Source organism: Streptomyces sp. NPDC046805, from assembly GCF_040645355.1.
Classification (GTDB): domain Bacteria; phylum Actinomycetota; class Actinomycetes; order Streptomycetales; family Streptomycetaceae; genus Streptomyces.
In genome coordinates, this window is sequence record NZ_JBEYYC010000022.1 from 95,391 (window position 1) to 113,658 (window position 18,268).

The 18,268-nt window shown below is 72.8% G+C and carries 14 protein-coding genes and 1 pseudogene; 9 read left to right on the forward strand and 6 right to left on the reverse strand.

Going from position 1 to position 18,268, the window contains the following annotated elements; translation table 11 throughout:
* The first annotated feature begins 40 nt into the window (after nt 1-40).
* Nucleotides 41-643: a PAS domain S-box protein gene (locus ABZ910_RS23460; RefSeq protein WP_361368499.1), complete on the forward strand. Its 603-nt coding sequence runs from the start codon at nt 41-43 to the stop codon at nt 641-643.
* A 51-nt stretch (nt 644-694) separates the two neighbouring features.
* Here ABZ910_RS23460 and ABZ910_RS23465 read toward each other — a convergent pair whose 3' ends face one another.
* Nucleotides 695-3,949 carry a M36 family metallopeptidase gene (locus ABZ910_RS23465; protein WP_361368381.1) on the reverse strand — a complete coding sequence of 1,085 codons (3,255 nt, stop codon included), beginning with the start codon at nt 3,947-3,949 and terminating at the stop codon, nt 695-697.
* A 160-nt stretch (nt 3,950-4,109) separates the two neighbouring features.
* On the opposite strand from ABZ910_RS23465, the gene ABZ910_RS23470 reads away from it, so the two are divergent.
* From ABZ910_RS23470 to ABZ910_RS23485, 4 genes and pseudogenes are all read left to right on the forward strand, one after another.
* Nucleotides 4,110-5,783, forward strand: a complete 1,674-nt coding sequence (locus ABZ910_RS23470; RefSeq protein ID WP_361368384.1) for a LuxR C-terminal-related transcriptional regulator — start codon at nt 4,110-4,112, stop codon at nt 5,781-5,783.
* 111 nt (nt 5,784-5,894) lie between these two features.
* Nucleotides 5,895-7,160 (forward strand): FUSC family protein, encoded by a 1,266-nt coding sequence (locus ABZ910_RS23475; protein ID WP_361368387.1) that lies wholly within the window; start codon nt 5,895-5,897, stop codon nt 7,158-7,160.
* A 47-nt stretch (nt 7,161-7,207) separates the two neighbouring features.
* Entirely contained in the window at nt 7,208-8,251 is a 1,044-nt protein-coding gene (locus tag ABZ910_RS23480) for a hypothetical protein (RefSeq protein ID WP_361368390.1), read from the forward strand.
* A 115-nt stretch (nt 8,252-8,366) separates the two neighbouring features.
* Nucleotides 8,367-9,574 (forward strand): annotated as a pseudogene (locus ABZ910_RS23485) (lactonase family protein).
* On the opposite strand, the gene ABZ910_RS23490 reads toward ABZ910_RS23485, so the two are convergent.
* Nucleotides 9,542-10,267, reverse strand: coding sequence for a DUF2470 domain-containing protein (locus ABZ910_RS23490; protein WP_361368502.1), 726 nt, complete (start codon nt 10,265-10,267; stop codon nt 9,542-9,544). The pseudogene ABZ910_RS23485 and the gene ABZ910_RS23490 sit on opposite strands and share 33 nt — an antisense overlap.
* Nucleotides 10,268-10,373: 106 nt before the next feature.
* The gene (locus tag ABZ910_RS23495; protein WP_361368393.1) at nt 10,374-10,979 is read right to left on the reverse strand and encodes a TetR/AcrR family transcriptional regulator; all 606 of its coding nucleotides are present in this window, start codon (nt 10,977-10,979) and stop codon (nt 10,374-10,376) included.
* 133 nt (nt 10,980-11,112) lie between these two features.
* Here ABZ910_RS23495 and ABZ910_RS23500 point away from each other — a divergent pair, with 133 nt between their 5' ends.
* Nucleotides 11,113-12,660 carry a cytochrome P450 gene (locus ABZ910_RS23500; RefSeq protein WP_361368396.1) on the forward strand — a complete coding sequence of 516 codons (1,548 nt, stop codon included), beginning with the start codon at nt 11,113-11,115 and terminating at the stop codon, nt 12,658-12,660.
* Here the strand turns inward: ABZ910_RS23500 and ABZ910_RS23505 are convergent.
* From ABZ910_RS23505 to ABZ910_RS23515, 3 genes are all read right to left on the reverse strand, one after another.
* Entirely contained in the window at nt 12,622-13,449 is an 828-nt protein-coding gene (locus ABZ910_RS23505) for a pentapeptide repeat-containing protein (RefSeq protein WP_361368399.1), read from the reverse strand. The two genes, ABZ910_RS23500 and ABZ910_RS23505, sit on opposite strands and share 39 nt — an antisense overlap.
* Nucleotides 13,450-13,529: 80 nt before the next feature.
* On the reverse strand, nt 13,530-14,426 hold the full coding sequence (sigJ, locus tag ABZ910_RS23510) for an RNA polymerase sigma factor SigJ (protein ID WP_361368402.1): 897 nt from the start codon (nt 14,424-14,426) through the stop codon (nt 13,530-13,532).
* A gap of 26 nt (nt 14,427-14,452) precedes the next feature.
* Nucleotides 14,453-15,202: a PIG-L deacetylase family protein gene (locus ABZ910_RS23515; RefSeq protein WP_361368404.1), complete on the reverse strand. Its 750-nt coding sequence runs from the start codon at nt 15,200-15,202 to the stop codon at nt 14,453-14,455.
* A 138-nt stretch (nt 15,203-15,340) separates the two neighbouring features.
* Here ABZ910_RS23515 and ABZ910_RS23520 point away from each other — a divergent pair, with 138 nt between their 5' ends.
* Genes ABZ910_RS23520 through ABZ910_RS23530 form a run of 3 tightly spaced genes read left to right on the forward strand, consistent with a single transcriptional unit; the run spans nt 15,341 to nt 18,257 of the window.
* Nucleotides 15,341-16,096, forward strand: a complete 756-nt coding sequence (locus tag ABZ910_RS23520; RefSeq protein WP_361368407.1) for a (Fe-S)-binding protein — start codon at nt 15,341-15,343, stop codon at nt 16,094-16,096.
* Nucleotides 16,093-17,571, forward strand: coding sequence for a LutB/LldF family L-lactate oxidation iron-sulfur protein (locus ABZ910_RS23525; RefSeq protein WP_361368409.1), 1,479 nt, complete (start codon nt 16,093-16,095; stop codon nt 17,569-17,571). Before ABZ910_RS23520 ends, ABZ910_RS23525 begins: the two co-directional genes overlap by 4 nt.
* Nucleotides 17,568-18,257: an LUD domain-containing protein gene (locus ABZ910_RS23530; protein ID WP_361368412.1), complete on the forward strand. Its 690-nt coding sequence runs from the start codon at nt 17,568-17,570 to the stop codon at nt 18,255-18,257. Before ABZ910_RS23525 ends, ABZ910_RS23530 begins: the two co-directional genes overlap by 4 nt.
* Nucleotides 18,258-18,268 lie beyond the last annotated feature (11 nt).

An 18,268-nucleotide genomic window follows, 5' to 3' on the forward strand; every position in this document is an offset into this window, starting at 1 on the left:
GGGTCCGTCCGAGGCCGTGGTGTGGCGCAATCGTGCCCTCATGGTCTTCGACCGGGTCCCGATGCCCGTCGCCGTGTGCGACGCGCGGGGCATCGTACAACTGGCGAATCCGGCGATGGCCGCCGAATGCGGTGCGACGCCGGGTCAGTTGCGCGGCAGGCAGGTGCTGGAGCTGTTCCGGCCGCAGGAGGCGACGCAGGTGGAACGCATCGTGGAGGCGCTGCGGCTGCGCCACCGGTCGCGGTACCACGTGTCGGTGCGCTGGCAGGCGCCCGACGGCGGCGAGCGGTACGGCGAGCTGATGGCCGACCCGGTGAGCGACACCGTGGAGGACACGCCCGCCCTGCTGGTGATGCTGCGCGTGCTGGGCGAACACGAGCCGCGCGCCGAGCGGCCGGTGCGGGTCACGTCCATGGAGGGCCGGGTGCTGGCGCTGCTCGCCGAGGGCGCCACCACGGCTCGCACCGCGCGCGAACTGGGTCTCACCGCGGACGGCGTCACCTACCACCTGCGGCGTCTGTCGGCCCGCTGGCGCGCGGCGAACCGCACGGAACTGATCGCCCGCGCCTACGCGTTGGGCGTCCTCGCCCCCGGCGTGTGGCCCCCGGCCCTGGCCGCCGCGGAACCCGCCGACACGGAATGACGAAGGGGCCGGACTGCCGACGACCCGGCCCCTTCGGTCAGTCGACAGCTGTCAGTCGGCACGCTGCGCGGTGAGGGTGAACGGTGAGTCGGTGGCCTGCCACGCCTGGAGCACCACGTACGCGGCCCCCGGCGGTATCGCCTTGGTCGACGGGGCAGTGCCCAACTCGGTCGTCCCGGCGAGGTACTTGCAGGACGAGTCGAAGAAGTAGAAGTCCATTCCGGCGTCGGAGTCGTAGCTCACGGTGTGCATGCCGTCGGCGAAGCCCGAGGGGAGCTTGGCGACCCAGGCGTCCGCCCCCTGCGTCGTCGGTTCGGCGTTGCACGTGTCGGTGAACTCGGCGGTGGTCACGCCGGGACGGTACGGCTCGGTGCCGGGCAGGACCAGGACTCCGGCCGCCGGGTTGCCCGCCGCGATGGTGCCCTTCACGGTGAACGGCTGCTCCGGGCTGCTGGGCAGCGGTTCCACGGTCGCGTCCTCGGAGAAGACCTCCAGTTCCGCGAGGGTGGCGTAGGTCTTCGTCTCGCCCTGCACCGAATCGACGTACACGCGGACGTACTTGGCGTTCACCGGGGAGTCCAGCTTCAGCGTCCGGATGTTCAGGTCGGGTGCGACCGGGCGGGGCGACTGGGCGGCGAAGGTGCCGGTCTTCACCGTCTGCCACTGGACGCCGTCGGTCGAGGTCTGCACCGTGAAGTCCTTGGCGGCGTTGAACCTCGGCAGTGAGGTCGGCTTGAGCGCACTGATCCTGATCGAGCTGATGTCCGCCTGCTGGGCCAGCTTGATCGTCGTGTACTGGTTGCCGCCGGAGTTGTACGGCGTGCCCGTGTCCTTGGTCTTCCAGGAGCTGTTCTCGGTGTCGTCGAGCAGGAACTTGGCGGGCAGCGCGTCGTCCTGGCTCGAAGTGTCCTCGACGGAGGCGCCGTTGGCGGTGGAGGCGAGGTTCGGGGCGAGCTTGAAGGTGCGCGCGGTGGCCTGGCCCGCGGTGACGGACACGTCGCGGAAGGTCTGGATGCCGTAACCGGGCGCCTGGATGGTGAGGGTGTAGTCGCCGTCGGTCATCGGGGCGGTGAAGCCGCCCTGTGCGGTGGTCTTCGCCAGTGGGCTCACCCGCGCCTCGAACTCGCCCACGACGATCCGGGCGCCCTCGATGGGCTTGCCGGTGGCGGCGTTGACGACGGAGCCGGTCAGGGTGCCGTTGCGGGACGGCGAGGCGTGGTCGAAGGCCGGCACCGGGTTGGTGTCGTCGCTGTCGACGGTCGACGCGGACCGGCCCGCGCCGCGCTTGGCGAAGACCGACCAGATGGTGTCGGTGTTGTCGCCGTGGTAGCGCAGGGCGTCGGCAGCAAGGATGGCGTCGCGCATGTCGAGCACGGACGGCGACGGGGGCGACAGCGGCAGCGCGTCGGTCACCAGGTGCTCGGCGACGTCGCTGCCGCCCTGCTCGCCGTAGCGGGCGACGAGCGCCTTGCGCAGGTCCCACAGCGTGGCGGTCCAGAACTCGCCGTCGGCGTGCACCTCGGGGCCGGTCAGGTCGTAGCCGAAGTCGCCGTAGTTCAGCGGGTTGTGGTCGTAGTCCCAGTTGCGGATGCCGCGTTCGGTGTTCCCGGTGGCGTACGGGGCGACGACCGGCTTGTCGGTCAGGCCCTCCCGGTAGAGGTGGTCGAGGGCGTACCAGTCGCCCCAGCCCTCCCCCATCGAACCGGACTGCTGCCCGCCGAGCGAGCCGAGGCCGCCGCCGCCGGTGTAGCGGTTGGTCAGGCCGTGCGAGTATTCGTGCTGGATGACCGACTCGTCGAAGTCGCCGTCCGAGTACGGTCCTTCGAAGGAGTCGTTGATCGGCTCCCACAGGTACATGCTGCTGAACGAGGGGATGCCGTCGGGCAGCGTGAGCATGTTGGCGTTGTCGCGCCCGAGGTAGGTCGGTGAGCCGCCGCTGAGCGCGCCGGAGTGCACCAGGCCGCTGACCGGGTCGCCGCCGTTGCCGCCCTTGCCGTTGTTGTCGACCTGGAAGTTGCCCGCGGTCTCGGTGAACCCGAGCTCGTAGTACTGATCGTGGATCCGGTTGTGCTGATAGAAGAGGTTGGTCACCGCGGGGTCGCGGTCGAGGACGTAGGAGGGCGGGAGCGTGGCGCCTTGGGTACGGCCCCAGTTGTCGGTGTAGGCGTAGTTGAACCGGGAGGTCGCGCTGACCGGGCGGTTGAGCTGGTCGGTGGGCGCGAGCGGCGCCGTGTACTGGGCGAATGTGTTGGCGTTGTTGCCGAGCGTCGTCGGGCCGGGCAGTCCGGCGATACCGGTCGGGTCGACCCAGCCGGAGGGTGACTCGGCGGTCGGGCCGAAGCTCTTGACCACGGGGGTGCCGCCCTTGGGCGCGCCGGGGTAGTTCTCGTACACCGTGCCCTCGGAGCCGGGCGCGCTGTCGTAGTCGACCAGGCTGTGCTGCAGGAGCTTCTCTCCGGTGGCGGCGTCGATCACGACGTCGTACGCCTCCGACAGGCTCTTGACGAAGAGCACGCTGTAGGCGGGCCGGGCCCCGTCCACCGTCGGGAAGGCGATCTTCATGACGCGCTGGGAGTCGCCGAACGGCCCGGCGTTGAACACGGTGTAGCCGGCCTGGACGTCGCCGGTGGCCTTCGCCACGTAGTCGGCGCCGGGCGCCAGGTCGCCGACGACCTTCGTGAGGGCGTCCGTCGCCGACTTGGTGAACCCGGCCAGCAGTCCGCCGCCGCGCACCGGGTCACCGGCGTAGGACAGCACCCGGCCGTCCTTGGTGACGGAGACGATCAGAGTGCCGCCGTGCACGGCACGTACGCCGTCGAAGGTCTGCTGGAAGGTGATGACCCGCGCGCCGGTTCCGGGCAGTTCGTGGTCGCGGGTGATGTCGAGGGCTGCGACCTCGGCGCCGGTCAGCCCGAACAAGGCGCGTCGGTCGTCGAGCCAGCGGCGGGCCGTGTCGGCGGCGGACCCGGATCGCGGGTCGCTCAGATAGCCGCCGGGGACGCGCAGCGAACGCGGGGTGCCGGTCAGGTGGTTCCAGGTCACGCGCGGGGCGCCGGCGGGGGCGCCGCTCGCGTCGAACAGCGCGGAGAGCGCGTCGAGTTGGGCCTTGGTCGGTTGGACGAGGCGGTCGAGGCCCTGCCGGGAGTCGAACTCCTCGGGCGGGTTGTCTCCGGCCGGGGCGACGCCGGGTCTTGCGGTCGAGGACAGGAGCGGGGACACCCCTGTGGGGAGGGTGTGGGCGATGGCAGGTGTCGCACTGATGCAGGCGGCGGTCAGCGCGATCGCGATGATCTGGAGTCGGCGCATGTGGGGGTGTCCTTCCAACAGCGGGGCACCGAGCGGGACAGGGAGGGGTTGTACGCCGTGGGGAGTGGCTGTCACCAGAAAAGTGCACGGCACGGGGGGTGTGAACTGCAGTAACTGCACATATGTTTGTCACGTGACTGGTCATGCACATGGTCGGCACGTGGCCGGGTCCTATGTGGCCTCGGCGGCCGCGCACGTGTCGCCCGAGATCCGTGAGACGTTGCAGCACGCCGAGGCGATCGGGCTGCGCGGTGATCCGGACGCGGCGCTCATGCGGCTGGCCGCGCTGCCGGCGAGCGCGCAGGACGCGCAGCAGGACCGGGTGGCCGTCGCCGAGTTGGCGGCGCTGCTGATGCGCTGGGGCGGTGACGCCCAACTCGCCCGCCGGATCTGTGACCGGGCGATCGAGACGGCCACCGAGTCCGCCGTACGCGCGAAACTGCTGCTCGCCCGCGCGCGGGCGTCCGAGGGAGACGAGGCGGAGCGGTTCCAGGTGCGGGCGCTCGGCGAGTTCACCGCGGCCCGCGACGTACGGGGCCGTGCGCTGGCCCTCGGCAGGATGGCCTTTCCGACCGAGAGCACCGAGGGCCCGTCCAACGCGCACCGGGCCCGGCTGGGCCGACAGGGGCTGGAGCTGGCGATGCGCAGCGGCGACCCCTATGTCATCGCACTGTGCGCCGGTCATCTCGCGGTCTGCGAGACGTATCTGGGTAGGCGGGGCGCGCTGCGCAGATGGCAGCAGGTGGCCGCGCTGCTGCCGCCGGGGCTCGACGCCTCGACGGCGGAGATGGCGGCGACCCATCACATCAACTGGGCGATCACGGCAGCGGCGTTCGGCGACTACGCGCAGGCGCACCGGGCGCTGCGCGAGGGCCGCTCGACGGCGTACGCCTCGTCGTGGCTCCGCACCTTCGACGCGATCCAGGCATGGATCCTGGTCCGCGCCGGTGAACTGGACCGCGCGACCGAACAGGCCCGCCTGATCGATGACGGACCGCGGCACTGGGCGTCCTCCGTCGCGGAGATGGTTCCGGCGGCGTGTGCGTTCGAGCGGAGCGGCCGGCTTCCCGCGGTCGACGGGGACGGCACGCTGTCCCTGCTCACGGCCGCGGGCTGCCACGAGCTGGGGCACTGGTGGCTGGCGCTCGGCGCCCGCGTCCGCGCGGCGCGCGCCGAGCCGTCGCCGTGCCGGGACCTGCTGCCCGCGCTCGCCGAGGTCCGGCGCAAACGGCTCCGCTTCGGCTGGGAGGACGTGCTGCTGGCACTCGCCGAGATCGATCCGCGTCTGGCCGCGCGGGAGGCCGCGGCACTGGAGAAGCTGTGGCCCGCCGGACCGCGGGCCCGGGCGATCCGGCTGTTCGTAGAAGGGCTGACCGCCCGGCGCGGCGGCTACCCGCGGCTGCGGCAGGCGGCGGAGCTGCTGGCCGCCCTGCCCGAGCCGATCACCGCGGGCCGGGCCTTCCACGCGGCGGCCCGGGTGGCGCCCACCGTCGTCGAGGGGAACGCCCTGCGTGTCCGGGCGATCGAGCTGCTGGAGCCGGTCGGTGCCGAGCGGTCGCTCGCGGCGGTCGTACGGGACCGGAGACTGCACCGCGGGCCGGAGCGGGTCCGGGTGCCCCAGAGCCAGCGGCACCAGCCGCACGCGGGGCTGACACCGCGCGAGCACGAGGTGGCGGTGCTCGCCGCCAAGGGGTTCACCGCGCAGGAGATCGCGGACGCGCTGGGCATCGCCCTGGGCACGGCCCGCAATCACCTGATGAGCGTACGGGGGAAGTTCGGCGGCATCCCCAAACGCATGCTGGCGCGGCTGCCGGCCGACGAACGCCACGGGTAGACCTGGGCGGCACGGTGTCGGGACGCAGGGCACGGCTTGCGGACCGACCCCGGCACACAAAGGGTGTAAGGGGGATGTTGGACGCGTCGGTGGAACGGGAACAGGCCCAAGGTGCCAGACCTACGGAAGTGGACCGCGGAGCTGAAGGGCTTCCTGAGGCGGTTGCTGAGGCTCCGATGGGACCCCGTGGTCGATCAGACGCTGCGGTCGGCCACCGCCGCGACGATCGCGTACGTCATCGCGCTGCGGCTGAGCCCCGAGCCCGCCCCGCTCACCGCGCCCCTGACCGCCCTGCTCGTCGTCCAGGTCACCCTGTACGCCACGATCACCAACAGCTTCCGCCGGGTGAACGCCGTGGTGGCCGGGGTCCTGGTCGCCATCGCCTTCAGCCTGCTGGTGGGGCTGACCTGGTGGAGCCTGGCCCTGCTGATCGTGGCCGCGCTGACCGTGGGGCACCTGGTGCGGGTCCGGGAGTACGTGGCCGAGGTGGCGATCAGCGCGATGCTGGTACTCGGGGTCACCACCATCGGGAGCACGGCCTGGGCACGGATCGTGGAGACGCTGATCGGCGCCGTCGTCGGGCTCTGCTGCAACCTGCTGATCGCTCCCCCGGTCTGGGTGGACGAGGCCGGGCAGTCGATCGAGGGGCTGGCGCGCCGGGTGCGGCAGCTGATGCTGCGGCTCGGCGAGCAGGCCGCGGGACAGACCCCGTGGCAGCAGGCGGCCGAGCGGCTGCACGAGGCGCGCCGGCTCGACCACGCCATCGTCGAGGTGGACGCGGCGCTGCGGCAGGCCGAGGACAGCATGCGGCTCAATCCGCGCGTGCGCGAGGGCCTGCTGCGCCGGGTGGTGCTGCGGACGGGCCTGGACACGCTGGAGATCTGCACGGTCGTGCTGCGGGTGCTGGCCCGCACGTTCACGGACCTGGCGAAGGCCCGCGATCCCGAGGCGCTGTTCCCGCCGGAGGCGGGCGCGGCCGTCCAGCAGCTGCTGGCCGAGATCGGCGACGCGGTGGTCAGCTTCGCGGTGCTGGTCACCACCGACGTGGCCGCCAGCGCGGACTCGGCCGAGGAGCGGCTGTCCGCCGAGCTGCACGCGGCGGCGGGAACCCGGGACAAGCTGGCGCTGCTGCTGCGGGACGAGGCTGAGCACGACCCCCACTACTGGCAGCTGCTCGGCGCCGTCCTGACCGAGGTGAACCGGGTCATCGACGAGCTCGCCATCGAGCACCGCTCGCGTCGCCTCCTGGAGGAGCTGGACCGGGTGTCCCGTGCCCAGCGCGCGCGGCTGCCCTGGCTGGTGTGGCTGCGCGAGCACCTGGGCGTGCCGGAGCGGCTGCGCCGGAACCACTCGGACACCAACAGGCGTTCTTCGTGAGGGAATGTTCGTGAGGGAACGTACGGACGAGCGAGGGGAGCGCGCGGATGACCGACACGGCCGTACGGATCGAGGGGAACACGCTGCGGCTTCCGGGCGGCGTGGCGGTGCGGTTCGTGCGCACCCTGCGGCTGCCCGAGAAGGGCACGCACCCGTTGCCTCCGGGGCTGGGCGATTTCCCGGTCCGGCGGGTGGCCGACCACGCGGACACGGTGCCGCGGGAGTGGCGGGCGCGCGGCGGCGTGATACTGCCGGTGTATCTGCGCGAGGCGATGTGGCTGAGCTTCACGGGCTCGACGGAGCCGGCCGCGCTGCAGGTCGGGGTGGGCAAGGTGTGCGCGGTGTCGGGCAAGCGGTGGAGCGACCGGCTGTCCCGGAAGCCGCAGAACTACGTCGTCCTGCCCCGGCAGCCCTGGCTCGACGGCATCAACTCCGGCGAGGGGACGGTCCGCCAGTTCGTGGCCGCGCCGCTGGGCCTCGGCGCCACGGTGGAGGGACAGGTCACGGGCGAGGAGGTCTGGGGCGGCGTACAGCTGCAGTCGTTCCCGCTGAAGGAGGGCCCGCTCGCCGCGTGGCGCGAGGAGCAGCGGGCACGGCGGGGGCCGCTGCGGGGGGCCGGGCCGAGCGGTGGATACGGCGGCCCGCTGCCCGCGGGCTCCCCCATGGCCATGGCGGTACCGGCCGCGGCGCCCGCGCAGCGGCGCCGGGGCGCGGCGATGGGGCTCGGCGTCGGCGGCTCGATGCGCCAGGAGGTCCACCGGGACGACCGGCCGCCGAAGCACTGGGCGGACCGGCCCGCGGGGCGGGTGTTCGTGCATCTGGTGACGCCGCCGGAGTGGCGCCGCATCACGGGCGAGGCTCCTCCGCCGTCGCCGGTGGACCGGGCGTCGTACACCAGCGCGGGACTGCCTTGGTACGACTACTACGACGAGGACGCCGAGGACGTCGCCCCCACCGGTGCCCTGGACGCGGTCCAGCCGGTCGGCGACTGGCTCGGCGACGACCTCGACCCTTGGCATGAGCCGTCGCCGGACCAGGTGAGGCCGCTGAAGGACGCACCGGGCAAGCCGGTCGAGGACGGCGACTGGTAGCCGCGGACGACTGCCGCGCCCTGGGCAACCTCCCCCGCTGTCTTTGCACATGGGGGTCGCGCCACGCCAAGGTGGGCTGTCACGACCGTGACAGCCGACGACCTGAGGTGCGGGCATGGACAGCGGTGCGGCGGCGGAGAGCGGCGGCTGGAGCAGGCGCCGGTTCATCGGGGCCCTGGCGGGAACCGCCGCCGTGCTGGCGCTTCCCGCACCGGCGCCGCCGGCCGCCGGGCGAGGGGAGTCACGGGCCGCCGCACGGCCGGAGACCCGGCCGCGGCCCCCGCGCGAGCGGTCCGGCTCCCCCCCCTCTACCTGGGCACCTACACCTCCGCCGAGGGCGGCGGCACCGGCATCGGCCTGGCGGCGTACGGCCCGGCGACGGGCCGTATCACCGGATCCGGCATCCTCACGGGCGTCGCCGACCCGTCGTATCTCGCCGTGCACCCCAACGGCCGCACCCTGTACGCGGTGGACGAGCGCGCGGACGGGGGCGTGACCGCCGTCCGCCTGGCCGACCGGCGGGTGCTCGGCACGCGAAGCACCGGCGGAGCGGCCCCCTGCCATCTGTCCGTGCACCCCACCGGGCGGTGGCTGCTGAGCGCCAACTACCAGTCGGGCAGCGTGGCCGTGCATCCGATCGACCCCTCGGGCGCCATCGGGCCACACACCGATCTGGTCACGCACTCCGAACCGCCGCCCGGGCCGGGCCAACAGGGCCCGCACGCGCACCAGTTCGTCACCGGTCCCGGCGGCGCCCATGTCCTCGCGGTCGACCTGGGCACCGACGCCGTCTACACCTACCGCCTGGACCAGGCGAGGGGCACGCTCACCGAGACCGGCCGGGCGCACACCCGGCCGGGCGCGGGCCCGCGCCACCTCACGTTCCATCCGGGCGGCCGGTTCGCCTACCTGGCCAACGAGGTCGACAACACGATCGTGGTCTGTGCGTACGACCGGTCCACCGGACGCCTGACGATCGGCCGGCCGCAGTCCACGGGCACCGGCCCGGGCACAAGTTACCCGGCCCAGATCCTGGTCACGGCGAACGGCGGGTACGCCTACCTCGCCAACCGGGGCGACAACAGCCTCACCCGGTACGCCGTCGAGGCGGACGGCGCCCGGCTGCGGCTGCTGGACACCGTGCCGGTCGCCGGGGACTTCCCCCGGCAGATCGCCTTCTCACCGGACGAGCGGCTGCTGTTCGCGGCCAACCAGCGCTCCGGCACGGTGAGTGTGTTCCACGTGGACGCGCGCAGCGGTGAACTGCGGCTCGCGGGCGAGCCGTTCGCCTCACCGGTCGCGGTTTGCGCGCTGCCGCTGTAGGCCTCGGGGACACATCGGGCCGCTCGCCCGCTCCAGGAGCACGTGCATGCGCTCGGTGAGCTGGGCCATGTCGTCGGCGGGCGTGTGGAACGGCAGGCGTACGTCGCCGTGCGTGCGGGTGCGCTCGATGCGCAGGGTCAGCCCGTGCCGGTCCACGGCGAGCGGCCGGACCCGGACGGCGCCGTGCAGACTGCCGGGCTCGACCAGCCGCGTGAGCCGGTCGACGGCGTCGGGATGGGCGTCGGCGAGGTGCGTCAGCAGCCGGGCCTCGGCGCCGGCCAGCGGGTCGGGCGCGGCGCCGGCGAACGCGTCGAGGGGGACGACGGCGGTACCGGACGCCTCGCGGAGCACCACCCGGGTGGCGTGAAAAGTGAGGTGACCGTCCTCGGGGGTGAACCGGCCGGCGAGCCAGAGGCGGGCGCGGATCCGGTGCCGTACGGGGACGGGCGCGACGTCGGCGAACTCCAGCACCGCGGACGGCTCCCCGCGCGGCGCACAGACCGCCGCGGCGAGCAGAGCGCTGTCCTCGGGCATGTGCAGGAGCACCCGGCCGTCCTCGGTCACGGTGTGCGCGGCGACGTGCTCCTCACGGCCGCCGTCCACGGTCACCGCGCAGGACCATGCGGCGGCGAGCACCGTGCGGGCCCGTTCCGCCGCGCCGGACACCGCTGTGCAGGGCTGACCGTCACCCATGCTGTCACCCATCCCGAAACCTCCCTAGGTAAGCCTTGCCTAACTTATCGGAGATCGGAGCGTGCGCCAATCACGGGGTGGTGCGTCAGCGGCCACGGCGGCGCCGTCAGGCGATGACCCCGAGCAGCGCCCGCGCGCACAGGTCCCGGACCTGCTCCCGGGTCAGGCCCGAGCCGCGCAGCCACTCGAGGCAGACGGCCGTGGTGAAGGCCAGCCAGCCGCGCACGGCCAGGCGGACGTCGGGGCGGTCCTCGAAGAGCGGCCCGAACTCGGGGTCGGCGCCGAGGGCGGCCAGGATCTGGCGCTCCTGGGCGGCCAGGGCCTGCTGATAGACGCGGCGCACCGTCTGGTCGCCCGCCGCGTCGGCGCGATGGAAGGCGCGGTAGCCGTGGGCGTGGGCCTCGACGTACGCCAGATACGCGTCGAGGCCGGCCGTGAGCTGCTCGCGCACCGGGACGCCGGGATCGGCCGCGGTCATGCGCAGCATCCGCTCGCTCTCGCGCTCGACGACGGCCGCGAAGAAGTCCCGTTTGGTCGGGAAGTAGTGGTACAGCAGCCCGCGGGAGACGCCCGCGATCTCGGCCACCTGCTCGATCCACACGTCGTCGTACGGACTCTCCGAGAACAGCCTGGCCCCGACCGACAGGAGCTGCTCCCGGCGCTCACCGGTGCTGAGTCTGCGGCGGGTGCGCGCGCCCTCGTTCGCGGCCATGTCCGCACTGTACTTGACGCCGATTCCACAGCAGGACCAGACTGAAACCAGTTATTGAACTCACGTACAACACGTCCGGGTTCATTCATGCGCCACACGTTCAACAGCCAGCTGGATCAAGGGAGATCGCGCCATGGCGGAGACGACCGCGGGGGCGGCCACGACCACGAGGACGACGGCCGCGGACGGCCTGCCGAAGGGGTTCCGCGGCGCCGAGCAGGGCTGGCCCGAACTGCGCCGCATTCCGCATCCGTCGCACCGGCTCCCCTTCCTCGGCGACGTGGTCGGCGTCAACCGGCGCACCCCGCTGCAGGACTCGCTGCGCATCGCGCGCAGGCTCGGCCCGATCTTCCGGCGCAGGGCGTTCGGCAAGGAGTTCGTGTTCGTGTGGGGCGCACCGCTGGTGGCCGACATGGCGGACGAGTCCCGGTTCGCCAAGCACGTGGGCCTCGGAGTCGCCAACCTGCGGCCGGTCGTCGGTGACGGGCTGTTCACGGCGTACAACCACGAGCCCAACTGGCAGCTGGCGCACGACGTCCTGGCCCCCGGCTTCAGCCGCGAGGCCATGCAGGGCTACCACGCGATGATGCTGGACGTGGCGGAGCGGCTGACCGACCACTGGGACCGGGAGCAGGCGGCCGGGCGCGCGGTGGACGTGCCCGGCGACATGACCAAGCTGACCCTGGAGACGATCGCCCGCACCGGATTCGGGCACGACTTCGGGTCGTTCGAGCGCGATCGCCCGCACCCCTTCGTGAGCGCGATGGTGGGCACGCTCACCTATGCGCAGCGCCTCAACACCGTGCCCGGACCGCTCGCCCCGCTCCTGCTGCGCGACGCCGGCCGCCGCAACGCCGCCGACATGGCCCGCCTGAACAGCACGGTCGACGACGTCGTACGGACCCGGCGCGACTCCGGCGGCGGGGACGGGGACCTGCTCGACCGGATGCTGGAGACGGCCCACCCGGAGACCGGGGAGCGGCTGTCGCCGGAGAACGTCAGGCGGCAGGTGATCACCTTCCTGGTGGCCGGGCACGAGACCACCTCGGGGGCGCTCTCCTTCGCCCTGCACTACTTGGCCCAGCACCCGGAGGTGGCCGCGCGCGCCCGCGCCGAGGTGGACCGCGTCTGGGGCGACACGCCCGCTCCCGGCTACGACCAGGTCGCCAAGCTGCGCTACCTGCGCAGGGTCCTCGACGAGTCGCTGCGGCTGTGGCCGACCGCGCCCGCCTTCGCCCGTGAGGCGCGGCAGGACACGGTGCTGGCCGGGGACCATCCGATGCGCCGCGGCGGCTGGGCACTGATCCTCACGCCGATGCTGCACCGCGACCCCGAGGTGTGGGGCCCGGACGCCGAGCGCTTCGACCCGGACCGCTTCGAGGCGAAGGCCGTACGCGGCCGTGCCCCGCACACCTTCAAGCCGTTCGGGACCGGGGCCCGGGCCTGCATAGGCCGCCAGTTCGCCCTGCACGAGGCGACGCTCGTCCTCGGCCTGCTGCTGCGCCGGTACGACCTCACGCCCGACCCCGGCTACCGGCTGCGGGTGACCGAGCGGCTGACCGTCATGCCGGAGGGACTACGCCTGCACCTGGAGCGCCGCCCGGCGCCGGCTCCCGTGCCGCACGCCCCCGACACCGCCGCGTCAGTGGCCGGCTGCCCAGTGCACGGGGCGGGTGACTGACCCCGGCAGCCGGGTGCCCGAGCCGCCCCGGGCCGCGTCGACCTGGGGCCGGGTCAGGAAGAAGGCGCCGGTCAGGTCGGCGTCGGTGAGGTCGGCGTCGCGCAGGTCGGCGCCGAGCAGGTCCGCGTCGCGCAGATCGGCCCCGGTCAGATCGGCGGCGATGAGACAGGCACCGCGCAGGCTGACACCGCGCAGGTCGGCCCCCTTGAGGCGGCCGCCGGCAAGGTCGGCGCCCCGGCGGTCCTTCCTCTTCCCGCGGACGGCCTTCCGCGCCCGTTCGCTCGCACGCTCCAGGAGCACACCGACGCCCTGCCGGTGCGCGGCCACGTCCAGGGCGGCCAACTCCTCGGGGGTCTGCCGGGTGAGCCGCTCGGTCCGCTCCAGGGCCGCGCGCATGTCGGGGTGCAGGGAGCGGGCGGCGGGCAGGTCCAGCGCCTCGGTCAAGTACCAGAGGATCTCGTGCAGTTGGCGCATGACCGGAAACACGTCGAACATGCGGCGGGCATGCTCCCTGCCCCCGGTGCGCCAGTCCTGTCCGCCGAAGGTGTGCTGCGAGACCTGCTGTCCGGCGCCGAAACAGTCGTAGACGGTGCAGCCGTTGAAGCCCCGCTGCCTCAACTCGGCGTGGATGCCGCACCGGTGGTCGCCCCGGAGGTTCGGGCAGGGCTTTCCCGCGGGCTTGTCGAGCGCGAAGTCCGACGCGGCGAAGGGCAGCGCGACGCAGCACAACCCGAAGCAGCGCGCGCAGTCGCCGCGCAGATCCAGCCGTACGGCTGTCCGATCAGGCATGAGGGCAGCGTACTGAACTGCTCCCTCCACCCCGCGGCCGCGGTGCGCGAGCCGCCCCACGCTCGTGACAAGCCCGCATGTCAGGAGGCAGGGTCCAACGGCAGATCGAGCCGGCTCAACCGCTCCGTGTCGGCCAGGATGTACATGCCGGTGATCCGGCCGTCGGCGACCGTGACGGCCATGACCGACAGCGGACGTCCCTCGGGCGCGGTGACGGCGCCCAGCGCGCCGTTGACCAGCGCGAAGCGGACGAATTTTGCGAACTGCCGGAAGGCGAAGGCGTTTTCGGCCACCGCGCGCGCCCCGTGCACCACCTTGGACACGGCGGCGCCCCGCACCAGCGTGCCCGCGTCGACGCGCAGCACCGCGTCCGGGTGGAGCAGCGCGACCAGCGCCTCGAAGTCACCGGCACGGGAGGCGGCGAGGAAGGCGCCGAGGACCTCGCGCTGCCGTCCGAGGTCGGGGTCGGCCGACGGCGTGGCGCCCTGGACCCTGCGGCGGGCCCGGCTGGCGAGCTGCCGCGTCGCCGCCGAGCTGCGCTCCACGATCGGCGCGATGTCGTCGAACGGCACCGCGAACATGTCGTGCAGCACGAACGCCAGCCGCTCGTCGGGCCCCAGCGTCTGAAGGACGACGAGGAGAGCGAGCCCCACCGAGTCCGCCTGGAGCACCCCCTGCTCCGGGTCGGCCTGCGAGAGGGGCCGGATCACCGGGTCCGGGACGAACGTGTCCTCCATCGGCTCCTCACGCCGCGCGGTCCGCGCCCGCAGCATGTCGAGGCAGACCCGGCCGACCACGGTGGTCAGCCAGCCGCCCAGGTTCTCGATGGCGTCCGCGTCGCTGCGGCTCAGCTTCAGCCACGCCTCCTGCACGGCGTCGTCCGCCTCGGCGAGCGAGCCGAGCATCCGGTAGGCCACAGCGCGCATCTGCCCGCGGTGCTCCTCGAAGCGGTCGGCGAGGACGTCCCTGTCGGTCATGCTGGATCGCCTCCCGTCATGCTGGATTACGCGCCGAACAGTTCGAAGGCGACCGCGGGCCTCCCCCCGAAGCGTTCGCCGGCGGCCCTGGCGGTCTTGGCCAGGAAGTCCCGTGCGTACGCCTCGGGGTCCGCGGCCGAGTCGGCCAACGCCCCCAGATAGGTGCGATGTTCGAGAAGCGAGCGGACCGCCCGCTCCAGGCCGGGCGTCGCGTCCAGCGCGTGGGTCGCCCTGTCGGATCCGGCGACGGCGACCCAGCGCACCCCGTTCCAGGGTGCCAACCCCTGGGCGGCGAGTTCGGCGAAGATCCAGCGGTTGCCGGCGTCGGCGGCGGCGTCCAGGGTGGCGCGGCCGACGGCGACGTGGTCGGGAGTGTTCCAGGCGACGCCGTTCCAGGTGTCGCGGTGGTTGAGGGTGATGACGAGTTCGGGTCGGTGCCGGCGGATCGCGGCGGCGATGTCGCGGCGCAGCGCGGTGCCGTACTCGACGACCCCGTCCCGGTGGTCGAGGAACTCCACGACCGAGACGCCCACGGCCGCCGCGCTCGCCCGCTGCTCCCGCTCGCGCAGCGGGCCGCACACCGCCGGGTCCAGCGTGTCGATGCCCGCCTCCCCGCGGGTCGCCAGCACATAGGCGACCTCGCGGCCCGCCTCGGTCCAGGCGGCGACCGCCGCGGAGCAGCCGTACTCGAGATCGTCGGGGTGGGCCACCACGGCCAGGGCCCGCCGCCAGTCGTCGGGCATGGGCCGCAGCGGGGCGGCCTTCGGCTCGGTCATGAGGGCAGGCTATGCCGCCGTACCGCTCTCGCAACTCCTTTTGCCCCGCGGCCGCTGTTCGAGGGCGGCGGGGTCTCCCCTCAGACGCCTCCACGGCCTACGCTGCGATCATCCGGTGATCGACGACAAGGAGCCGCGATGCGTGTCGCCCTCTTTCTGACCTGCGTCAACGACACGCTGTATCCCGACACGGGCCGTGCCGTCGTGAGACTGCTGACCAGGCTGGGCGTCGACGTCGACTTCCCGATGGCCCAGACGTGCTGCGGGCAGGCGCACTACAACACCGGGTACCGACACGAGGCGGAGCCCCTGGCGCGGCGGTTCGCCGAGGTCTTCGGAGAATACGAGGCGATCGTCACGCCGTCCGGCTCGTGCGGGGCGATGGTGCGCGAGCTGTATCCGCGGCTGGGCGAGCGGGCGCGGGCCGAGGGGCGCGGGGAGGCGGTGGCCGCGGCGCTGGCGCCGGTGGTTCCGAAGACGTACGAGCTCACGGAGTTCCTGGTGGACGTGCTGGGGGTGACGGACGTCGGGGCGTACTACCCGCACACGGTGACGTACCACCCGACCTGCCACGGCCTGCGCGCCCTCGGCCTCGGCGACCGGCCTCGGCGGCTGCTGCAGGCCGTGAAGGGGCTGGAGCTGGTGGAGTTGCCGGGGGCCGAGGAGTGCTGCGGCTTCGGCGGGACCTTCGCGCTGAAGAACCCGGACGTGTCGGCGGCGATGGGCGCGGACAAGGTGCGCAACGCCGAGTCGACGGGCGCCGACGTGCTGTGCGCCGCCGACAACTCCTGTCTGATGCATATCGGCGGCACGATGACCCGGCTCGGTACGGACATGCGGCCGGTGCACATCGCGGAGATCCTGGCGAGCACGGAGGAGGAGCCGACCGTATGAGTGGGACGTTCGTGGGGATGCCGGCCTTTCCCCGGGCCGCGCACGAGGCCGTCAACGACACGACCCTGCGCGGCAATCTGCGCCACGCGACGCACACCATCCGCGCCAAGCGGGCGAAGGCCGTCGCGGAGGTGTCCGACTGGGCGGACCTCCGGGAGGCGGGCCGGCGGATCAAGGACCACACGCTGCACCATCTCGACCACTATCTGGAGCAGTTGGAGGCGTCGGTCACCGCCGCGGGCGGCACCGTCCACTGGGCCGCCGACGCCGACGAGGCCAACCGGATCGTGGCGCAACTGGTCAAGGAGACCGGCGAGTCGGAGGTCGTCAAGGTCAAGTCGATGGCCACGCAGGAGATCGGGCTCAACGAGGCGCTCCTCGAGGAGGGAATCCACGCCTACGAGACCGATCTCGCCGAGCTGATCGTGCAGTTGGGCAAGGACCGCCCCTCGCACATCCTGGTCCCGGCCATCCACCGCAACCGCAGCGAGATCCGCGACATCTTCCGCTCCGAGATGAGCGCATGGGGCCGCCCGGCCCCCGAGAATCTGACCGACACACCCGCCGAACTCGCCGAGGCCGCCCGGCTGCACCTGCGCGAGAAGTTCCTGCGGGCCAAGGTCGGCATCTCCGGCGCCAACTTCATGGTCGCCGAGACCGGAACGCTGGTGGTCGTGGAGTCCGAGGGCAACGGCCGGATGTGCCTCACCCTCCCCGAGACACTGATCTCGGTCGTCGGCATCGAGAAGATCGTGCCTACCTGGCGTGACCTGGAGGTGTTCCTCCAGACCCTCCCCCGCTCCTCCACGGCCGAGCGCATGAACCCGTACACGTCGATGTGGACGGGCACCACGGACGAGGACGGCCCGAAGGCGTTCCACCTGGTCCTCCTCGACAACGGCCGCACCGACACGCTCGCCGACGAGGTCGGCCGCCAGGCCCTGCGCTGCATCCGCTGCTCGGCGTGCCTCAACGTCTGCCCGGTGTACGAGCGCGCGGGCGGCCACGCCTACGGCTCGGTCTACCCCGGCCCGATCGGCGCCATCCTCAGCCCCCAACTCCGGGGCACCGACAGTGAGATCGACGCCTCGCTGCCGTACGCGTCCTCGCTCTGCGGGGCTTGCTACGAGGTGTGCCCGGTGGCCATCGACATCCCGGAGGTGCTGGTGCATCTGCGGGAGCGGGTCGTGGAGGGCGGCCAGGTGATACGGCAGGGCAACAAGGTCGTGCTGCAACCGGCGAAGGGGCACGCCGCCGAGCGTGCGGCCATGCGGGCGGCGCGCTGGGCGTTCACGCACCCGGGAGCCCTGCGTACCGGCCAGCGGCTCGCCTCCCGCACCCGCCACCTGCATCCCCGTACGCTGCCCGGCCCCGGCAAGGCCTGGAGCGGCACGCGGGACCTGCCCGCCGTACCGAAGGAGCCGTTCCGCGACTGGTGGCAGCGCACCGACGGCGGGAAGAAGGGAACCAAGTGAGCAGCAGGGACCGGATTCTGGGCCGGGTGCAGCGGGCGCTCGCGGACGTACGGCGGGGACCGGGCGACACTCCCCCAGTGCCTGAACGGCCTGGGAGGGACCCCCAGTACGAGCAGGCCGTACCCCGGGACTATCTACGGCAGCACGGTGACCGGAGCGTCGCCGAGACCGTGGAGCTGCTGGCCGAGAACCTGGCGGACTACCGGGCGATCGTCCACCGCTGCCAGGCGGGCGAACTGGCCGCCGTGATCGCCCGGTTGCTGGCCGACCGGAGGTCGCAGAGCGTGCTGGTGCCGCCCGGTCTTGACGAGGGGTGGCTGGCATCCGCAAAGGTCACACAGGTCGCCGACCGTCCGGAGAGCACCCCGCACGAGCTCGACCGGGTCGACAGCGTGGTGACGGCGTGTGCGGTCGCCGTCGTCGAGACCGGCACCATCGTCCTGGACGCGGGACCCGACCAGGGCCGCCGCCGCATCACCCTCGTCCCCGACCACCACATCTGCGTGGTCCGCGCCCCCGACCAGGTCGTCTCCTCCGTCCCGCAGGCCCTCGAACGCCTCGACCCCACCCGCCCGTTGACCTGGATCTCGGGCCCGTCCGCGACCAGCGACATCGAACTGGACCGGGTGGAGGGGGTGCACGGGCCGCGCACGCTCGAAGTGGTTCTGGTGGAAAGCGAATACTGACCGGACGGCCC

What these genes read in the sequence shown, in the direction of transcription:
- ABZ910_RS23460 (WP_361368499.1), top strand. Translation starts at nt 41, where the DNA reads ATGGTCTTCGACCGGGTCCCGATGCCCGTCGCCGTGTGCGACGCGCGG.
- ABZ910_RS23465 (WP_361368381.1), bottom strand. Translation starts at nt 3,949, where the DNA reads ATGCGCCGACTCCAGATCATCGCGATCGCGCTGACCGCCGCCTGCATC.
- ABZ910_RS23480 (WP_361368390.1), top strand. Translation starts at nt 7,208, where the DNA reads ATGACCGACACGGCCGTACGGATCGAGGGGAACACGCTGCGGCTTCCG.
- ABZ910_RS23490 (WP_361368502.1), bottom strand. Translation starts at nt 10,267, where the DNA reads ATGGGTGACGGTCAGCCCTGCACAGCGGTGTCCGGCGCGGCGGAACGG.
- ABZ910_RS23495 (WP_361368393.1), bottom strand. Translation starts at nt 10,979, where the DNA reads ATGGCCGCGAACGAGGGCGCGCGCACCCGCCGCAGACTCAGCACCGGT.
- ABZ910_RS23500 (WP_361368396.1), top strand. Translation starts at nt 11,113, where the DNA reads ATGGCGGAGACGACCGCGGGGGCGGCCACGACCACGAGGACGACGGCC.
- ABZ910_RS23505 (WP_361368399.1), bottom strand. Translation starts at nt 13,449, where the DNA reads ATGCCTGATCGGACAGCCGTACGGCTGGATCTGCGCGGCGACTGCGCG.
- sigJ (WP_361368402.1), bottom strand. Translation starts at nt 14,426, where the DNA reads ATGACCGACAGGGACGTCCTCGCCGACCGCTTCGAGGAGCACCGCGGG.
- ABZ910_RS23515 (WP_361368404.1), bottom strand. Translation starts at nt 15,202, where the DNA reads ATGACCGAGCCGAAGGCCGCCCCGCTGCGGCCCATGCCCGACGACTGG.
- ABZ910_RS23520 (WP_361368407.1), top strand. Translation starts at nt 15,341, where the DNA reads ATGCGTGTCGCCCTCTTTCTGACCTGCGTCAACGACACGCTGTATCCC.
- ABZ910_RS23525 (WP_361368409.1), top strand. Translation starts at nt 16,093, where the DNA reads ATGAGTGGGACGTTCGTGGGGATGCCGGCCTTTCCCCGGGCCGCGCAC.